This window comes from Pseudomonas salomonii, assembly GCF_900107155.1.
Classification (GTDB): Bacteria; Pseudomonadota; Gammaproteobacteria; order Pseudomonadales; family Pseudomonadaceae; genus Aquipseudomonas; species Aquipseudomonas salomonii.
Genome location: NZ_FNOX01000007.1, coordinates 118,483 through 136,510, shown reverse-complemented (window position 1 = coordinate 136,510; position 18,028 = coordinate 118,483). Strand labels below are relative to the sequence as shown.

General features: G+C 61.3%; 17 protein-coding genes. 8 read left to right on the top strand and 9 right to left on the bottom strand.

Annotation, left to right across the window (positions count from 1 at the left end; genetic code table 11):
• Positions 1–380: 380 nt before the first annotated feature.
• Positions 381–1,883: an exopolyphosphatase gene (gene ppx, locus BLV67_RS17115; RefSeq protein WP_065931858.1), complete on the top strand. Its 1,503-nt coding sequence runs from the start codon at positions 381–383 to the stop codon at positions 1,881–1,883.
• A gap of 202 nt (positions 1,884–2,085) precedes the next feature.
• On the opposite strand, the gene ppk1 is transcribed toward ppx, so the two are convergent.
• Both ppk1 and hemB read right to left on the bottom strand, forming a co-directional pair.
• The gene (gene ppk1 / locus BLV67_RS17110) at positions 2,086–4,308 is read right to left on the bottom strand and encodes a polyphosphate kinase 1 (RefSeq protein WP_017135242.1); all 2,223 of its coding nucleotides are present in this window, start codon (positions 4,306–4,308) and stop codon (positions 2,086–2,088) included.
• A gap of 18 nt (positions 4,309–4,326) precedes the next feature.
• The gene (hemB, locus tag BLV67_RS17105) at positions 4,327–5,340 is read right to left on the bottom strand and encodes a porphobilinogen synthase (protein ID WP_065931859.1); all 1,014 of its coding nucleotides are present in this window, start codon (positions 5,338–5,340) and stop codon (positions 4,327–4,329) included.
• A 208-nt stretch (positions 5,341–5,548) separates the two neighbouring features.
• Between hemB and BLV67_RS17100 the strand changes: the two genes are divergently transcribed.
• Positions 5,549–6,184, top strand: coding sequence for a DedA family protein (locus BLV67_RS17100; RefSeq protein WP_065931934.1), 636 nt, complete (start codon positions 5,549–5,551; stop codon positions 6,182–6,184).
• On the opposite strand, the gene BLV67_RS17095 is transcribed toward BLV67_RS17100, so the two are convergent.
• A complete protein-coding gene (locus BLV67_RS17095; protein WP_069787111.1) occupies positions 6,165–7,400 on the bottom strand; it encodes a sterol desaturase family protein in 1,236 nt (411 codons plus the stop codon). The genes BLV67_RS17100 and BLV67_RS17095 overlap by 20 nt on opposite strands.
• Before the next feature lie 115 nt (positions 7,401–7,515).
• Here BLV67_RS17095 and elbB point away from each other — a divergent pair, with 115 nt between their 5' ends.
• Positions 7,516–8,181 carry an isoprenoid biosynthesis glyoxalase ElbB gene (gene elbB, locus BLV67_RS17090; RefSeq protein WP_065931861.1) on the top strand — a complete coding sequence of 222 codons (666 nt, stop codon included), beginning with the start codon at positions 7,516–7,518 and terminating at the stop codon, positions 8,179–8,181.
• Here the strand turns inward: elbB and BLV67_RS17085 are convergent.
• Positions 8,178–8,633 (bottom strand): YaiI/YqxD family protein, encoded by a 456-nt coding sequence (locus BLV67_RS17085; protein WP_065931862.1) that lies wholly within the window; start codon positions 8,631–8,633, stop codon positions 8,178–8,180. The two genes, elbB and BLV67_RS17085, sit on opposite strands and share 4 nt — an antisense overlap.
• Positions 8,634–8,635: 2 nt before the next feature.
• The gene (locus tag BLV67_RS17080; RefSeq protein ID WP_069787112.1) at positions 8,636–10,531 is read right to left on the bottom strand and encodes an FTR1 family protein; all 1,896 of its coding nucleotides are present in this window, start codon (positions 10,529–10,531) and stop codon (positions 8,636–8,638) included.
• A gap of 268 nt (positions 10,532–10,799) precedes the next feature.
• On the opposite strand from BLV67_RS17080, the gene BLV67_RS17075 reads away from it, so the two are divergent.
• Genes BLV67_RS17075 through BLV67_RS17060 form a run of 4 tightly spaced genes read left to right on the top strand, consistent with a single transcriptional unit; the run spans position 10,800 to position 13,943 of the window.
• Positions 10,800–12,194, top strand: a complete 1,395-nt coding sequence (locus tag BLV67_RS17075; protein WP_069787113.1) for a COG3014 family protein — start codon at positions 10,800–10,802, stop codon at positions 12,192–12,194.
• A 10-nt stretch (positions 12,195–12,204) separates the two neighbouring features.
• Complete coding sequence (locus tag BLV67_RS17070; protein ID WP_008439304.1) at positions 12,205–12,576, top strand: YcfL family putative periplasmic lipoprotein; 372 nt, start codon at positions 12,205–12,207, stop codon at positions 12,574–12,576.
• Between the two features lie 35 nt (positions 12,577–12,611).
• A complete protein-coding gene (lpoB, locus tag BLV67_RS17065; RefSeq protein ID WP_017135234.1) occupies positions 12,612–13,199 on the top strand; it encodes a penicillin-binding protein activator LpoB in 588 nt (195 codons plus the stop codon).
• 3 nt (positions 13,200–13,202) lie between these two features.
• The gene (locus tag BLV67_RS17060; protein WP_068931393.1) at positions 13,203–13,943 is read left to right on the top strand and encodes a penicillin-binding protein activator LpoB; all 741 of its coding nucleotides are present in this window, start codon (positions 13,203–13,205) and stop codon (positions 13,941–13,943) included.
• Between the two features lie 51 nt (positions 13,944–13,994).
• On the opposite strand, the gene BLV67_RS17055 is transcribed toward BLV67_RS17060, so the two are convergent.
• From BLV67_RS17055 to BLV67_RS17045, 3 genes are all read right to left on the bottom strand, one after another.
• Entirely contained in the window at positions 13,995–14,627 is a 633-nt protein-coding gene (locus BLV67_RS17055; protein ID WP_065931866.1) for a LysE family transporter, read from the bottom strand.
• Positions 14,628–14,715: 88 nt separating this feature from the next.
• Entirely contained in the window at positions 14,716–15,288 is a 573-nt protein-coding gene (locus BLV67_RS17050) for a mechanosensitive ion channel family protein (RefSeq protein WP_065931867.1), read from the bottom strand.
• Entirely contained in the window at positions 15,288–17,198 is a 1,911-nt protein-coding gene (locus BLV67_RS17045) for an ATP-binding cassette domain-containing protein (protein ID WP_069787114.1), read from the bottom strand. The genes BLV67_RS17050 and BLV67_RS17045 overlap by 1 nt, the downstream gene beginning before the upstream one ends.
• Before the next feature lie 50 nt (positions 17,199–17,248).
• Between BLV67_RS17045 and BLV67_RS17040 the strand changes: the two genes are divergently transcribed.
• Positions 17,249–17,710: a TIGR02444 family protein gene (locus BLV67_RS17040; protein ID WP_065931869.1), complete on the top strand. Its 462-nt coding sequence runs from the start codon at positions 17,249–17,251 to the stop codon at positions 17,708–17,710.
• Here the strand turns inward: BLV67_RS17040 and BLV67_RS17035 are convergent.
• Positions 17,707–18,028: hypothetical protein (locus BLV67_RS17035; protein ID WP_208604492.1), on the bottom strand; the 322-nt coding region annotated here is incomplete at its 5' end. The genes BLV67_RS17040 and BLV67_RS17035 overlap by 4 nt on opposite strands.

Genomic DNA, 18,028 nt, shown 5'->3' with positions numbered 1-18,028 from the left:
AAGTAACACCACGGCATCATTGCCGGCGGGCAGTCTCGCTTGTTAGTGACCCAAAAAAGAATAGGAGAGCGCGCCAGCTATTGTCAGAATGCAATAAAAACGTAGTTACCGTTTTCGACTGCCCACGTAGTCATAATTAAGAAATCGAACAGAACAACTCAACAACCTTGTAAGGAAAGTCCGTAGAGGATTTCTACAGGCATAATTTTAATATCTCTTACCTGGCTTAAAATTTATTCACTAGATCAAAATCGAACCGCCCTACAGCTCCAACGGGCATTGCCTCCTACACCCACAGGAACATTCCCGAAGCACAACGCGTTGGCGCCAGCGGTCGATCGTGGCACGATGGTCGGGTTATCGACCGAGACCCCCAAACCATGCCGCAATCCCAAGCCAAGAATCTGTCCCTGATCGCCGCCATCGACCTGGGCTCCAACAGCTTTCACATGGTCGTGGCCAAGGCCCAGAACGGCGAAATCCGCATCCTTGAGCGGCTCGGCGAGAAAGTTCAACTGGCTGCCGGCATCGACGACCAGCGCCAGCTCAATGAAGAATCAATGCAGCGCGGCCTCGACTGCCTCAAGCGTTTTGCCCAACTGATCAACGGCATGCCATTGGGCGCCGTGCGAATTGTCGGCACCAACGCCCTGCGTGAGGCGCGTAACCGTGTCGAATTCATCCGCCGCGCCGAAGAAATCCTCGGGCACCCGGTTGAAGTTATTTCCGGCCGCGAAGAAGCTCGCCTGATCTACCTGGGCGTGTCCCACACCCTGGCCGACACCCCCGGAAAGCGCCTGGTGGCGGATATCGGCGGCGGCAGCACCGAGTTCATCATCGGGCAAAGATTCGAGCCCTTGCTGCGCGAGAGCCTGCAAATGGGCTGCGTGAGCTTTACCCAGCGCTACTTCAAGGACGGCAAGATCACCCCGGCCCGCTACGCCCAGGCCTACACGGCGGCGCGGCTGGAGATCATGAGCATCGAGCACGCCCTGCACCGCCTGACCTGGGATGAAGCCATCGGCTCCTCCGGCACCATCCGCGCCATCGGCCTGGCCCTGAAAGCCGGCGGCCATGGCACCGGTGAGGTCAACGCCGAAGGCCTGGCCTGGCTCAAGCGCAAACTGTTCAAGCTGGGCGATGCCGAGAAAATCGACTTCGACGGCATCAAGCCCGACCGCCGCACCATCTTCCCGGCCGGCCTTGCGATTCTCGAAGCGATCTTCGACGCCCTCGAACTGCAACGCATGGACCACTGCGACGGCGCCCTGCGCGAAGGCGTGCTGTATGACCTGCTGGGCCGCCATCACCACGAAGACGTGCGTGAGCGCACCCTCACCTCCCTGATGGAGCGCTATCACGTCGACCTGGAACAAGCGGCCCGTGTGGAACGCAAAGCCCTGCACGCCTTTGACCAGGTGGCCGAGGACTGGGAGCTGGAAGACGGCGTCTGGCGCGAGCTGCTGGGCTGGGCGGCCAAGGTGCATGAAGTGGGCCTGGACATCGCCCACTACCATTACCACAAGCACGGCGCCTACCTGATCGAACACTCGGACCTCGCCGGTTTCTCCCGCGAAGACCAACAGATGCTCGCCCTGCTGGTGCGTGGCCATCGCCGCAACATTCCCAAGGACAAGTTTGCCGAATTCGGCGACGAAGGCATCAAACTGATCCGCCTGTGCGTGTTGCTGCGCTTTGCGATCCTGTTCCACCACATCCGTGGCACCCAGGAAATGCCCCAAGTCACCCTGCGCGCGCACGGTGACAGCCTGGACGTGGTATTCCCCAAAGGCTGGCTGGATGAAAACCAGCTGACCCAGGCAGACTTTGCCCAGGAAGCGGAGTGGCTGACGCGGGTTGGGTTCAGCCTGAACCTGCGCTAAAGGACACTGCAAAAACACCTGTGGGAGCGGGCTTGTTGTGGCGAGCGGGCTTGCCCCGCGTTGGGCTGCGAAGCGGCCCTAAAACCAAACGCCGCATTCTGTCAGACAGAATGCGGCGTTTTTATTGGGGCTGCTTCGCAGCCCAACGCGGGGCAAGCCCGCTCGCCACAAAGCCACTCCACATTTCAGACCCTGTCGGTTTTTAGTTCACCGCAAGAATCGGGCTACCCAGCTTCTCCAGCAGCGTCGCCTGCGCACTGCGCGGGTTCTGGTTGCCGGTCGGCGTGTTGCGCACGTAGCGCCCGTCCGATTGCAGGCTCCAGCTATGGGTGTTGTCGGTGAGGTAGCTTTCGAGCTCCTTCTTGACCCGCATGATCAGCTTCTTGCCTTCCACCGGGAAGCAGGTCTCCACACGCTTGTCGAGGTTGCGCTCCATCCAGTCGGCACTGGAGAGGAACATCTGCTCTTCGCCGCCGTTGAGGAAGTAGAACACCCGCGTGTGCTCCAGGAAGCGGCCGATGATCGAGCGCACATGGATGTTATGCGACACACCCACAATGCCCGGGCGCAGGCAGCACATGCCACGCACCACCAGGTCGATGCGCACACCGGACTGGCTGGCCTTGTACAGCGCGCGGATGATCTTCGGATCGGTCAGCGAGTTGAACTTGGCAATGATGTGCGCCGGCTTGCCGTCGAGGGCGAACTGGGTTTCGCGGGCAATCATGTCGAGCATGCCCTTCTTGAGCGTGAACGGCGCGTGCAGCAGCTTCTTCATGCGCAAGGTCTTGCCCATGCCGATCAACTGGCTGAACAACTTGCCGACGTCCTCACACAAGGCGTCGTCAGAGGTGAGCAAGCTGTAGTCGGTGTAGAGCTTGGCGTTGCCGGCGTGGTAGTTGCCGGTGCCCAAGTGGGCGTAACGCACAATCTCGCCGGCCTCGCGGCGCAGAATCAGCATCATTTTGGCGTGGGTCTTGAAGCCAACCACGCCGTAGATCACCACCGCACCGGCCGCTTGCAGGCGGCTGGCCAGTTGCAGGTTGGACTCTTCGTCAAACCGCGCACGCAACTCGATTACCGCCGTGACTTCCTTGCCGTTTCGCGCGGCGTCTACCAGCGCATCGACGATTTCCGAGTTGGCGCCGGAGCGGTACAGAGTCTGGCGCACCGCCAGAACATGCGGGTCTTTGGCGGCCTGGCGCAGCAGGTCGACCACTGGCGTGAAGGACTCAAACGGGTGCAACAGCAGGATGTCCTGCTTGCTCACCACACTGAAAATGTTCTCGCTATTTTGCAGCAGTTTCGGAATCTGCGGTGTGAACGGCGTGTATTGCAGCTCCGGGTGGCTGTCCAGGCCGGTGATGCTGAACAGACGGGTCAGGTTCACCGGGCCATTGACCTGGTACAACTCGGACTCGGCCAGGTTGAACTGCTTGAGCAGGTAGTCCGACAGGTGTTTGGGACAGGTGTCGGCCACTTCCAGGCGTACCGCGTCGCCGTAACGGCGCGAGAACAGCTCGCCGCGCAGGGCACGGGCCAAGTCTTCGACGTCTTCGGAGTCCAGCGCCAGGTCAGCGTTACGGGTCAGGCGGAACTGGTAGCAGCCCTTGACCTTCATGCCCTGGAACAGGTCATCGGCGTGCGCGTGGATCATCGAAGACAGGAATACATAGTTATCGCCAGCGCCCCCTACTTCTTCCGGTACCTTGATGATCCGTGGCAACAGACGCGGCGCCGGGATGATCGCCAGGCCAGAATCGCGACCGAAAGCGTCGATGCCTTCCAGCTCGACGATAAAGTTGAGGCTCTTGTTGACCAGTAACGGGAACGGGTGCGTCGGGTCGAGGCCGATCGGGGTGATGATCGGTGAAATCTCGTCACGGAAGTAGCGGCGCACCCAGGTCTTGATCTTGGTGGTCCAGTGACGACGACGGATGAAGCGGACCTGATGTTTTTCCAGTTCCGGCAGCAGGATGTCGTTGAGGATCGCGTACTGGCGGTCCACATGGCCGTGCACCAGCTCGCTGATGCGCGCCAGGGCCTGATGCGGCTGCAGGCCGTCGGCACCGGCCTGTTCGCGGGCAAAGGTGATTTGTTTTTTGAGGCCGGCCACGCGGATCTCGAAGAACTCGTCCAGGTTGCTGGAGAAGATCAGCAGGAATTTCAGCCGCTCCAGCAGCGGGTAGGACTCATCCAGCGCCTGCTCCAGCACGCGGATGTTGAATTGCAGTTGTGACAGCTCACGATGGATGTACAGGCTGCTGTCATCCAGGTTGGTCACCGCCGCCACCGGGGCCGGCGCGGGCGCCTCAGCCACCACGGCAGGCGCAGCCGGTTCCAGCTCCGGTGGGGTTTCGGCGATTTGTTCAACCACCGGGTGAGCGTCTTTTACAGCCACTTCGGAGAGTCCTTCGGTATTCATCGAGTGTTCCTGTGAGGGCTATTGTTGCTCTCTAAGCAATTGGGCGGCACGGGCGGCGAAGTAGGTCAGAATGCCATCAGCGCCCGCACGTTTAAAGGCAGTCAGGGATTCGAGGATCACCCCTTCACTCAACCAACCATTCTGGATCGCGGCCATGTGCATGGCGTATTCACCGCTGACCTGATAGACAAAGGTCGGCACCTTGAATTCCTCTTTGACCCGATAAAGGATGTCCAGGTACGGCATCCCGGGCTTGACCATCACCATGTCGGCGCCTTCGGCCAGGTCGGCCGCCACTTCGTGCAGCGCTTCATGGCTGTTGGCCGGGTCCATCTGGTACGAAGCCTTGTTGGCCTTGCCCAGGTTCAACGCCGAACCCACCGCATCGCGGAACGGGCCGTAATAGGCGCTGGCGTACTTGGCCGAGTAGGCCATGATGCGCACATTGACGTGGCCGGCCAGTTCCAGGGCTTCGCGAATCGCCTGGATGCGGCCGTCCATCATGTCCGACGGCGCCACCACCTGGGCGCCTGCCGCCGCATGGGACAAGGCCTGCTTGACCAGCGCATCGACAGTGATGTCGTTCTGAACATAACCGTCTTCGTCGAGAATGCCATCCTGGCCGTGGGTGGTGAACGGGTCCAGCGCCACGTCGGTGATCACACCCAGTTCCGGGAACCGCTCACGCAAGGCACGGGTGGCGCGCTGGGCGATGCCATCCGGGTTCCAGGCTTCGGCGGCGTCGAGGGACTTGAGCTCAGCCGGTGTCACCGGGAACAGTGCCAGCGCCGGAATCCCCAGTTCAACCCAGCCAGCCGCCTCTTCCAGCAGCAAATCAATGGTCAAGCGCTCCACACCCGGCATCGATGCCACGGCTTCCCGACGATTTTCGCCGTCCAGCACAAACACCGGCAGGATCAGATCATTCGTCGTCAGTACGTTTTCACGTACAAGGCGGCGCGAAAAATCATCACGGCGATTGCGTCGCAGACGGGTGGCGGGGAACAGGCGATTGGCAGGGGTAAAGCTCACGACAGACTCCTGAGCCCGCGTTTACGGGCGAGCGTTGCAGTTATAAGCGGCCATTATGACGAAGGAATGACAGTTGTGCTTATCGATGCGACCTGTAGTCGCATTCGTCGTTTATGTAGGAATTGTTCACTTCGTGACACATCTCGATACTTTCATGAATGTTCACGAAGGCGTAGGCTGCGCGTTCATTTCGCCAGCACCCCAGACCATGCTTCAACAATTTCTGCATGACTTCGGCTACTTTGCGCTCTTCCTGGGCACCTTCTTTGAAGGCGAAACCATTTTGGTTCTCGCAGGCTTCCTGGCGTTCCGTGGCTATATGGATATCAACCTGGTGGTGGTGGTTGCCTTTTTTGGCAGCTACGCCGGCGACCAGCTGTGGTATTTCCTGGGGCGCAAACACGGGCGCAAGCTGCTGGCGCGCAAGCCGCGCTGGCAATTGATGGGCGACAAGGCCCTGGAGCACATCCGCAAGCACCCGGATATCTGGGTGCTGAGCTTCCGCTTCGTGTATGGATTGCGCACCGTGATGCCGGTGGCGATTGGCCTGTCGGGCTACCCGCCGGCTCGCTACTTGATCCTCAACGGCATCGGCGCCGCCGTCTGGGCCGCGGCCCTGGGCGCTGCGGCCTACCACTTCGGCGCAGTGCTGGAAGGCATGCTCGGCAGCGTCAAGAAATACGAGCTGTGGGTGCTGGGGGCATTGCTGCTGTTGGGCTTTGGCCTGTGGCTGCGCCGGCGCTTCAAGAATGCGCGTATCGCCCGCGAAGCCTGTGCCGAGGCCAAGGCCCGACTGGCTGCCGAGCAGGCCACGGAGCAACCGCCTAAGACGCCAGTCGAGTAAGCCGGCTTCTGCAACAGTAGAGGCCGATCGCACTGAGCAAGCTGTAACTGAGCAGGCCCAACCAGCCCAGGCTGCTGGCCGGCCACAAGCCGACCAGCGGCGCCAGCCACACCAGCGGCACATTCAGCCCCAGGCGCACCAGCTCGGCTTTCAGCGCCCACGGGCGGTTCTCCAGGGCCACGCCCAAGCTGAACAGCCCCAGCGCCATGGCACTCCAGCCCAACACCAGCGCCGCCGTGGGCAGCCCTTCGCCGAAATTCATCAAATAACTGCCGAACCCTACATACGCCGCAAATTGCAGCGCAATGTAGACCTGCTGGCGCGCATCCAGCGGCACCTCGAATTTACGGAACTGGCTCAAGTCGGGCTTGGCCATGGGGCACTTGGCTTTCACGTCCGCCGGGCGCCAGCCGGTGCGCATGAACCAGATGCGCAGCTTGTCCCACCCGCTCTCAGTGCGCCGCGCGTCACTCCACAACTGTGCATAAAACTGCAGGTTGGCCCATAGCGGGTTCCAACTGGCCAGCGGCGTGGTCACGCCAAAGATCACCGGTTCATTTTCGTCTTCTTCCTGGAAGCTGCCGAACAGGCGGTCCCAAATAATGAACACCCCGCCGTAGTTGCGATCCATGTAGAGAGCGTTCTGCGCATGGTGGGCCCGATGGTTGGACGGCGTGACAAAGAACCACTCGAACCAGCCAAGTTTGGGCACATGGCGGGTATGCACCCAGAATTGATACAGAAGATTAAGCGAGGCCACACTGATAAACACCACCAGCGGCACACCCAGCACGGCCAGGGGCAGGTAGAAGACCCAGCTCAGCAGGAAGCCGGTGCTGGTCTGGCGCAGGGCGGTGGTGAGGTTGTAGTCCTCGCTCTGGTGATGCACCGAGTGCGCGGCCCACAGGATGTTGCGCTCATGGCCGCAGCGGTGCAGCCAGTAGTAGCAGAAGTCGTAGAACACAAAGGCGAACACCCATGTCCACACGCTGTGGGCCGACAGTTCGATCAGCGCCAGGTGCTTGAGGGCAAACGCGTAGGTCAGCAGGCCCACGCCTTTGGTCAACAACCCGGTGGTGGTGGACAGCACACCGGTGCTGAGGCTGTTGATAGCGTCCGCGACCCGATAATTGCGTTCACCGCGCCAGCGATCGGCCAGCAGCTCGACCACAATCAGGGCAATGAAAAACGGTACCGCGTAAGGCACGAAGTCCATGGGCTAGTCCGATGTTTTTTTATTACATCAAGATTAGGTGTAGCGGCAGGAGATCCCATTGGCAACAGGTGACAAATTAGTAGACATTTAACGCCACAAAAGAGGAGAGATGCCCATGAGCAAAAAGATTGCAGTGATCCTTTCCGGCTGCGGCGTGTACGACGGCGCAGAGATCCACGAAAGCGTGATCACGCTGCTGCGCCTGGATCAGCGCGGCGCTCAGGTTCAATGTTTTGCGCCAGATATTGCGCAGTTGCACGTCATCAACCACCTCACCGGTGAAGAGATGCCCGAGTCGCGCAATGTGCTGGTGGAGTCGGCGCGCATCGCTCGAGGTGAAGTGAAGGATATTCGTGAAGCCAGCGCCGACGAGTTCGACGCACTGATCGTGCCTGGCGGGTTTGGCGCAGCGAAGAATCTCTCGAACTTTGCCGTGGAAGGCGCCGGGTGCAGCGTCAACCCGCATGTGCTGGCACTGGCTGAAGCCTTTGCCGAAGCCGGCAAGCCTGTTGGGTTGATCTGCATCTCGCCGGCCCTGGCGGCAAAGATCTACGGCCCCGGCGTGACGTGCACCATCGGCAACTGCCCCGACACGGCGGCCGCCCTGGACAAGATGGGCGCCACTCATCAGGAGTGCGCAGTCGAGGATATCGTCGAGGACCAGGCGCGCAAGCTGGTGAGCACACCGGCCTACATGCTCGGCAAGCGCATCAGCGAGGTCGCGTCAGGCATCAACAAGCTGGTGGATCGGGTGCTGGAACTGACCCACGAGAATGATTAATCCACCTTCATCAGACGCGTGAGGATACGGTCCAGCGCATTGGCAAACGCCTGCTTGTCCTTTTCGCCATGGGGCGGCGGGCCGCCGCCCATCTGGCCCTGCTCACGCAGGTCGGTGAACAGGTTGCGCACCGCCAGTCGCTCACTCATGTTCGACGGGCTGAACTCCTTGCCGCGTGGGTCGAGGGCCGTGACGCCCTTCTTCACCAGACGGTCGGCCAACGGCACGTCGCTGCAGATCACCAACTCACCGGGCACGGCGTGCTCCACCAGATAGTCATCCGCCGCGTCCGGGCCGCTGGGCACCACGATCAGCTTCACACAGGCAAAGCCCGGCTTGATCTGGCTCTGGCCCGCCACCAGCACCACGTCGAACTGGCGCTTGAGGGCGAACTTCACCACTTGGTCCTTGGCCGCCCGTGGGCAGGCGTCTGCATCGATCCACACGCGCATGCTTATGCAACCACTCGGCGTTTCTCGGCCAGGCGGCTGCGGCCGTACAGCACCACAATCGCCAGGATCGCCACAGCCTGCGCACTCAATGAGTACGCGTCGGCATGAATGCCCAGCCAGTCGAAGTCAAAGAACGCCACCGGCCGTGTGCCGAAGATGCCCGCTTCCTGCAATGCCTTGACGCCATGCCCGGCGAACACCACCGACAACGCGCACAGCAGCGCCGCATTGATACCGAAGAACAACGCCAGCGGCAGTTTCGCCGAACCGCGCAGGATCACCCACGCCAAACCAACCAGCAGCACCAACGCCGTGGCGCCGCCGGCCAATACCGCGTTGTGCCCGGCAGGACCCGCCTGCAGCCACAGGGCTTCGTAGAACAGGATCACTTCGAACAGCTCGCGGTATACCGAGAAAAACGCCAGCATCGCAAAACCGAAACGGCCACCGCCGCCGACCAGGCTGCTCTTGATGTAATCCTGCCAGGCCGCCGCGTGGCGTCGGTCATGCATCCACACGCCCAGCCACAGCACCATCACACTGGCGAACAGCGCCGTGCAGCCTTCGAGCAATTCGCGCTGGGCGCCGCTCACGTCGATCACATACGCCGCCAGTGCCCAGGTCGCCAAGCCGGCCAGCAGCGCCAAGCCCCAGCCGACGTTGACACTGCGCACCGCCGATTGCTGGCCGGTATTACGCAGGAACGCCAGGATCGCCGCCAGTACCAGGATCGCCTCCAGGCCTTCGCGCAGCAGGATCAGCAAACCGGAGATGTAGCTCAGCGACCAGCTCAGGCCATCACTGCCCAACAATCCGGCGGATTCGGTGAGTTTGCCCTTGGCCACGTCCAGGCGCTGTTGCACCTGCTCGACCGGCAGGCCGTCCTGCAACGACTGCCGGTAGGCCATCAAGGCTTTCTCGGTGTCTTTACGCACGTTGGCGTCGACGTTATCCAGGGAGCTTTCTACCAGCTCGAAGCCTTCCAGGTACGCTGCGACTGAAAGGTCATAGGCCTGTTCGCGATCGCCGTTACGGAACGCCGCGAGGCTCTTGTCCAAGGTGGTTGCGGTGTAGTCGAGCAACTGCGCCGGGCCACGCTTGACCTGCGGCGGCTGCGCACGCTGGGCGCGGAACGTCGCGGCAGCGGCCGGGCCATTTGCGGCCAATACCTCATTGGGCGTCTGGCGCGCCAGGTCGGCGAGATTGAACGGCTGTTCGGATTTTGCCGCAGCGGGGTCAGCGGTGAAGCTGGCGATATAGGTGGCCAGGTCCCAGCGCTGACGATCGTCCAACTGATCGGCGAAGGACGGCATGTCGGTGCCTTCAACACCCAGGCCCAACGTGTTGTAAATCGCGTAGAGACTCAGGCGGTCCAGACGTACCGCATCGCGCAGGTTCGCTGGCGGCGGCGTCATGCCCGTGGACGCCGGGCCATCACCCGCACCGGCGGTACCGTGGCACACCGAGCAGTGCTGGGCGTACAGCGGCGCACCCCGCGCAGGGTCTGGCGTGATAGCCGGCGCCTGGCTGACTTCATAGGCCACCGCCAACTTGGCGCCCAACTGGCGGGCTTGGCGGGCGACGAGTACGCCGTCCTGGTGAGCGGATACAGCCGCTAACAATTCGTCGACGCCTTTGACCAACTCGGCGCGCTCCGGCCTTTGCGGCAACTCGGCCACCAGGCCCTGCAACACGCCGAGAAACTCTATTTGTTCGCGGTATTCCGATTCATCGATAACCTTGCCCGCCTCCACCGTCGGGGGGTAGTCAGCACCAATGTAGTCCAACAGATGCAGGGCTTGTGGGGCGCCCTCGGCAGTCGCGGCCAGCAGGTTGAAGCTGCACGACATCAAGGCTGGCAGCAGCAACCAGGCGAGAAAACGGATGGGGGCAATCATGAATGAATCTCAAAGGGAAATACGAAGTAACACATTGTTAAATTTTAAAGGGTTTGACTCAAGGTGTTAGTGATTTGGCGCAGGTGAGCCCTGTGCATTAAAGGGGCAAGTAATGGCATATAAACGCGAGTTGCAACGGCAAAAAGCCATTGTTTTGCCAGCAATGACGCCTATAATGCCGCGCCCTGTTATTGCGAAAGGGAATTTATATCCTCGTTTTTATGAGGAATTTGCACATCAGCCGATCACTCTCAGGGAAGAAGTTTGCATGGCATTTCGCGCCTTAGCCCCGCTCACACTGGCGGCGGTTACCTTGCTCTCCGGTTGTTCAATGTTTCGCAGCTACGACACCGAGCTGCAAGCCACCAACCAGCAGCTGGCCACCGGTAACGTCGACGGCGCCCTGACCCTGCTGGAAAAGAACAACACCGGCGAAGACAAGGACCTGCTCTACTTCTTTGAAAAGGGCGAGTTGTTGCGCGCCAAGGGCGACCTCACCGGCAGCCAGACCGCCTGGCGCAGCGCCGACCTGCAAGTGTTCAAGTGGGAAGAGTCGGTCAAGTTCGACAGCGAAAAGTACCTCGCCCAGTTCGGCAGTTTCCTGGTTAACGACAAGGTGCGTCGCTACGAAGGTTATGACTACGAAAAAGTCATGCTGACCACCCAGATGGCCCTGAACCTGCTGGCCCTGAATGATTTCGACGGCGCCCGTACCGAAATCAAGAAGACCCACGAGCGCGAAGCCGTGATTGCCGACCTGCGGGACAAGGAATACCTCAAGCGCGAGAACGAAGCCGAGCGCCAGGGCGTCACTACCCAGGTCAAGGACCTGCGCGGCTATCCGATTGAAGCACTGGACGCGCCGGAAGTGGTCGGCCTCAAGAACAGCTACCAGAGCGCGTTCAGCCATTACCTGGCAGGCTTTGTCTACGAAGCCCTGGGTGAGAAAGACCTGGCTGCACCGGGCTATCGCAAGGCCGCCGAGTTGCGCCCCAATACGCCGCTGCTGGAACAGGCGTTGCTGGACCTGGACAAGTCCAAGGTCGGCGCCGACGAGACCGACGTACTGATCGTGGTGCAGAGCGGCCTGGCACCGGCGCGAGATTCGATCCGCCTGCCGCTGCCAATTCCGATTGACGGCCATTTGGTGATCACCCCGCTCTCGTTCCCGGTGATCAAGGCCGACACCTCCACCCAGGCTTTCGGCCAGATCGGCGTCGACGGCAAGCAGCAGAACCTCACCGTGCTCAATAGCACCACCGCCATGTCCCGCCGTGCCCTGCGTGACGACATGCCGGGGATCATCCTGCGCACCACCGTGCGGGCCGTCAGCCGTGGCGTGACGCAAAACAACCTGAACAAGACCAACCCCATGGCGGGCCTGGTGCTGGGCATCGCCTCGGCGGTGACCGAAGGCGCCGACACCCGCACCTGGCGCACGCTGCCGGACATGACCCAGGTGACACGCCTGCGCCTCAAGCACGGCGAGCACCAGGTCAGCCTGCCCAATGCCCTGGGCGGCACACGGGTGACGGTCAAGGCTGACCAGCGCTATCAGGTGATCACCCTGCGCGTGGTCGGCAACCAGGTGTTCGCCGCTGGCCTTGCAGCTCATGTGGTTCCGAGCACTTCCACCCAGGCTATCGCCCTCAAACAACCTTAAGGAGCACGTTATGCGTCATTTCATCCTCGGCGCCCTGGCGCTGGTCCTGCTCGCCGGCTGCGCCACCCCGCCGCCACCGGAGCCCGGCAGTGCCGCCAGCAAGATCGTGGTGATGGGCAAGTTCAAGGGCATCGCCGTCGGCGCCATCCGCGTGGCCCGCGAAAATGGCTTCCTCACCGCCAAGGTGCAGTTGAGCAACATCACCAGCAGCAACCAGATGATGTATTACCGCTTCGCCTGGCTGGGCGCCGACGGCTTCCCGGTGGGCGATGAAGAAACCTGGAAAGTGCTGAACCTGTACGCCAACCAGGCGACTTTCCTGCCGGCCATCGCCAACCTGCCCCAGGCCGCTGACTTCCGTCTCGAAGTGAAAACCCCTTGAGCCGCTGCGCTAACCGTATTCAGAGAGATTTCCCCATGTTTGCACGCTTCTCGATTCTCGCCCTCGTTGCCCTTCTGGCCAGCGGTTGCTCCAACACCTCGCCGGTACTCGGCGGCAAGAACATCAGCTATGGTGACTCCAAGGCCGTGGAGCTGGTGACCAACGAGTTCGGCTCCACCGACCTGCAGATGATCGCCGAGAGCATGACCCGCTCCCTGGCCCAGTCCGGCATCCTGCAAGGCCGCCCAGTGGTGCAGGTGTACGACGTGAAGAACAAGACCAGCGAGTACATCGATACCCGCGAGATCACCACGTCGATCAAGACCCAGTTGATGAAAACCGGCACCGCGCGTTTCGCCAGCGATAACACCGACATGCAAAGCCAGGTCGACCAGCTCAAGCTGCAAAACCAGAGCGGCCTGTACAAAAAATCCACGGTGAGCAAAACCGGCAACATGGTTGCCGCCAAGTACCGCCTGGAAGGTTCCATCAGCTCCATCGTCAAGCGCAGCTCGGACTACAAGGACGTGTTCTACAAGTTCAGCCTGCAGTTGATCGACGTTGAAAGCGGCCTGGCCGAATGGATGGACGAGAAAGAAATCCGCAAGACCACGGAGCGCTAAGCAATGCGTGCATGGATCGGCATGATCGGCCTGCTGTGCGCCTTTGGCGTTTCGGCCGCCCCGAAGATCGCGGTCACCGACCTGGCGTACGAGGCGCGAGTCGAGGAGTACATCCACGCGGTGTCGGCCAGCAACAATTTCCAGGCCAGTGGCTACAGCGCCAGCGGAGCTTCGAGCTACAGCGAGTACGAGAGCCGCACCAGCTACATCGAACAGGCCGAGCTGCGTAAATTCAGCGGCGATATCAAGGGCGAGATCCTCAAGTCGCACCAGTTTCAGCTGGTGCAGGGTACGCCCTACACCGCCGACGCAAAAGGTGACGTCTATGACGTGATCAAACGCATCAAGGCCGGTAACTTCAAGGGCGCGGACTATGTGCTGTTCGGCACCCTGTCAGACATCGATTTCACCCAGGACATCAACGCCCTGGACCACACCAACAGCTACTCGGCGGTGCTGGGCCTGACGCTGGTGGCCGATTTCAGCCTGATCAATACGCGAACCTTCGAGATCACCTCGGCGTTTACCGCCATGGGTGAGGGCCAGGACACCAAGCTGGTGAACAACCGTGACGTGCGCGTGAGCCTGAACCGGCCGCGTGTGGTGCGGGAAGTGTCGAAAGCGCTGGGTGAGGACGTGGCGCGCCAACTGGCGGAGCAACTGGGCGGTGGCTACCAAGACCCGGGCAAGCCTGCACTGCGCAATAACCTGCCAAGGGATGAAGCGCCGAAGATTCTGCGCTGAGCCGTCATCTCAAAGCCAACACATAACAAATGTGGGAGCTGGTTTCGTCAATCAAGCCGTTGCGCGATGCAAGCTGGCGAGAAACCCCGCCGCTCCCACAAACAATCCGGCAAACGTGCGATTCATGCGTTTCTGCTGCTTGGGCGTACGCAGCAACCGCAAGACTTTCGACGCAAGCCCCGTGTAGCCCGCCATTACGATCATGTCGACGCTGATCATGGTTGCGCCCAGGATCAGGTACTGGACCAGCAGCGGCGCCTGCGGGTTCACGAACTGCGGCAGAACCGCCAGCATGAACACCAACGCCTTGGGGTTGCTCGCGTTGACCAGGAAGCCACGGAATATCATCGCCATTGGCTTGCCGATCGGGCGTATCGTCGCATCCTCGCTCATGTCCATCGGTAGGGCGCGCCACTGTTTGATGGCCAAATACACCAGGTACGCCACACCAAACCACTTGATCGCATAAAACGCAGTCGAAGACGCCGCAAGAATGGCACCCAGCCCACCCGCCACCACGGCGATCTGCATCGCCAGGCCCAACTGCAGGCCAATGGCGTTCCAGTAGCCGCGCAGGAAACCGTATTGCAGGCCGCTGGACATCGAAGCGATGGCACCGGCGCCGGGGGAAAGGGAGATGATCCAACTGGCCAGGAAAAAGGCCAGCCATGTGTCGAGTGCCATTACACACCTCAGAAGGGAGTTTGCGAGTAAGGCTTAAGCTAACTCCGCCGACCGAAGACTGGCTATAGATTTTTACACGACGTGAATGCTAGCGGTCGCCTGGAAACACGTGGGTACCTGGCCAACGCCGCACCGAGCGCTGAAAGAACAGGCTGTTTGGCACCTGCACCATCGCATTGTCAGTGCCGGCCTCCTCCACCTCAATGAGTGTGGTGTAGAGCAGGTTGATCGCCACCACCCGGCCTTTTACACCCGGCTTGTCGACCGTATCCACCAGCTCGACGATATCACCGAGGCGAAACGGCCCGACGGTAAAGATCAAAATCGCACACAGCAGGTTGGACAGTACCGACCACATGGCAAAAAACGCCACGGCCGCGACTGCGACAAACCCCGACAGCGCCGTCCACAACACAGTGGCGGACACGCCCAGGCGCTCCAGCACAAAAATCAGCGCACTGCCCATGATCAGCCAGCGCAGGCCGCCACGCAGTGGCATCAGCAACTGAGGCGGCAACGGGTAGCGTTCACCCAGGCGATTCAGGACTTTGGCCACGAAGCGCTGGGCGAAATAACCCGCCAGCAGGATCAGCAGGATTTGCACACCCACCCAGACCGGGGCGATCCATTGTGCCGGCAGCGGTAACTGCAACGCTTCCATCAGGACAGCGCCTCCAGCTCCGCTTGCAAGGTTTCGAGCACTTCGAGGGCTTCCATCCAGGCCTCCTCCAACTGCCCTTCGCGCACCTTGAGCTTGGCTTGTTCGGCCAGCAGGTCGCGCAGTTCGTTCTTGCGCGCCGCCTCGTAGACGGCGCTGTCGCCCAGGCTGGTTTCGATCTTTGCCAGGCGCTCATGCACCTTGCCCAGCTCGGCTTCCAGCTTGTCGGCTTCGCGCTTGTGCGGCGCCAACTGCTGGCGCAGGGCGGCGGCTGCCTGGCGCTGGGCCTTCTTGTCGGTTTTGTCGGGGTTGACCGGCGTATTACTCACGGGCGCGTTGCGCAGGCGGTAATCAGTCAGCCAACGCGCATAGTCATCCAGGTCGCCGTCGAACTCTTCAACCTTGCCGTCAGCCACCAGCAGAAAGTTGTCGGTGGTGCTCTTGAGCAAGTGGCGATCGTGAGACACAACAAGCACCGCACCACTGAACTCCTGCAGGGCCATGGTCAGCGCCAGGCGCATCTCCAGATCCAGGTGGTTGGTCGGTTCGTCGAGCAGCAGCAGGTTCGGCCGGTCCCAGGCAATCAATGCCAGGGCAAGACGGGCCTTTTCGCCGCCGGAGAAATTCAGTACCGGCTCATCAATGCGTGCGCCACGGAAATCGAAACCGCCAAGGAAGTCACGCAGCGTTTGTTCGCGCTCGGTCGGCGCCAGACGCTGCAGGTGCAGCAACGGGCTGGCCTTGGAGTCCAGAGAGTCCAACTGATGCTGGGCGAAGTAGCCCACCACCGTGTTCTCGCCACGGGTCAGGCGGCCGGCCAAAGGCTCAAGCTCGCCGGACAGGTTCTTGATCAGCGTCGATTTGCCCGCGCCGTTAGGGCCAAGCAAACCGATGCGCGCACCCGGTGTGAGCTGCAGCTTGACCTTCTCCAGGATGGTTTTGTCGCCATAACCCAGGCGTGCATCCGAGAGATCCAGCAAGGGGCTGGAGATTTTCACCGATTCACGGAATACAAAGTCGAACGGCGAATCGACATGGGCCGCCGACAGCTCTTCCATGCGCTCCAGCGCCTTGATCCGGCTCTGGGCCTGGCGGGCCTTGGTGGCCTGGGCCTTGAACCGGGCGATGTAGCTTTCCATGTGCGCACGTTGCGCCTGCTGCTTTTCGAAGGCCTGTTGCTGCTGGGCCAGACGCTCGGCGCGCGCGCGTTCGAACGCGGTGTAGCCGCCACGGTACAGCGTGATCTTCTTCTGTTCGACGTGGGCGATGTTATCGACCACGGCATCGAGGAAGTCCCGGTCGTGGGAAATCAGCAACAAGGTGCCCTGATAGTTCTTGAGGAAGTCTTCCAGCCACAGGATCGCATCGAGGTCCAAGTGGTTGGTCGGTTCGTCGAGCAGCAACAAGTCCGACGGGCACATCAGTGCCTGGGCCAGGTTCAGGCGCATGCGCCAGCCACCGGAGAAGTCGGCGACCGGGCGATCCATCTGTTCGTTGGTAAACCCAAGGCCAGCCAGCATCTTGCGGGCGCGGGCATCGGCGGTGTAGCCGTCGGCACTGTCCAGCTCCGAGTGCAGGCGGGCCTGTGCGGCGCCGTCCTGGGCTTTCTCGGCCTCGGCGAGGTCGTGTTGCACCTGGCGCAGGCGCAGGTCGCCATCGAGCACGTAGTCGATCGCAATGCGGTCGAGGGTGTCGATCTCCTGGCGCATATGGGCAATGCGCCAGTCGGCCGGCAGCAAGCAGTCCCCGGAATCCGGGGTCAGCTCACCCAGCAACAGGGCGAACAACGTGGATTTGCCGGCGCCGTTGGCACCGATCAGGCCGGCTTTGTGACCGGCGTGCAGGGTCAGCTCGGCGTCTTCAAGAAGACGTTGCGGGCCACGCTGTAATGTTAGGCTTTGAAGTCGGATCATAATGGCGGCGGAGTCTACCAGCTTCGTTGCCCGCTGGCTTGGGTGTGAATATGTGCGCTGACCTGTGGAGCTTTGCCCTATCGATTTACGCCCGCCCAGGGTGCGAAGCCGCTTGCCTGCGCTTGCAGGAACAAGGCGCGGATGTGTGCCTGTTGCTCTGTGGTGCGTGGCTGGAACGGCGCGGCGTAGCGCTTGAGCCTGCGCGCATTCACGCGCTGCAACAGCTTGCACGCCCATGGCAAAAAACGGTGGTCGAACCGTTACGACAGATGCGCATGCAATGGCGAGCCCTGGCGCAACAGGATGTGCCTCTGGCGGCATTACGCGAGCGAGTCAAAGCTTTGGAGCTGGAGGCCGAACGGGAATTATTAGCGCGCCTGGAAGCGTTGGCGCAGGCATGGCCGACTGGGGAAGTGAGTCAACCGAAATGGCTTGAAGGCTTGGCGACCGAAGCCGCCAACCTTGACCACGACGCGCTGCAGCAGCTGCGCGTCGTGGCCACCCGCACTTAGGAAGCGCTGGTTGGGGTGGTGCTTGGCGCTACCGGTGCAGGCGTGCTGCTGGCCGATGCGGTTGGAGCGCTGGACGCTGCCGGGGTAGCAGGCGCGGCTGCCGGAGTTGCTGGCTTGGCCGGAGCAGGCTTGGCGACGGCCGGTTTAGCGGCAGCAGGTTTGGCAGCTGGCTTAACCGCTGGTTTGGCAGCAGCCGGTTTGGCAACTGGCTTGGCCGCTGGTTTGGCAGCAGCGGGTTTAGCCACTGGCTTGGCGGCTGGTTTTGCAGCAGCGGTTTTAGCAGCTGGCTTGGCCGCTGGTTTTGCAGCAGCAGTTTTA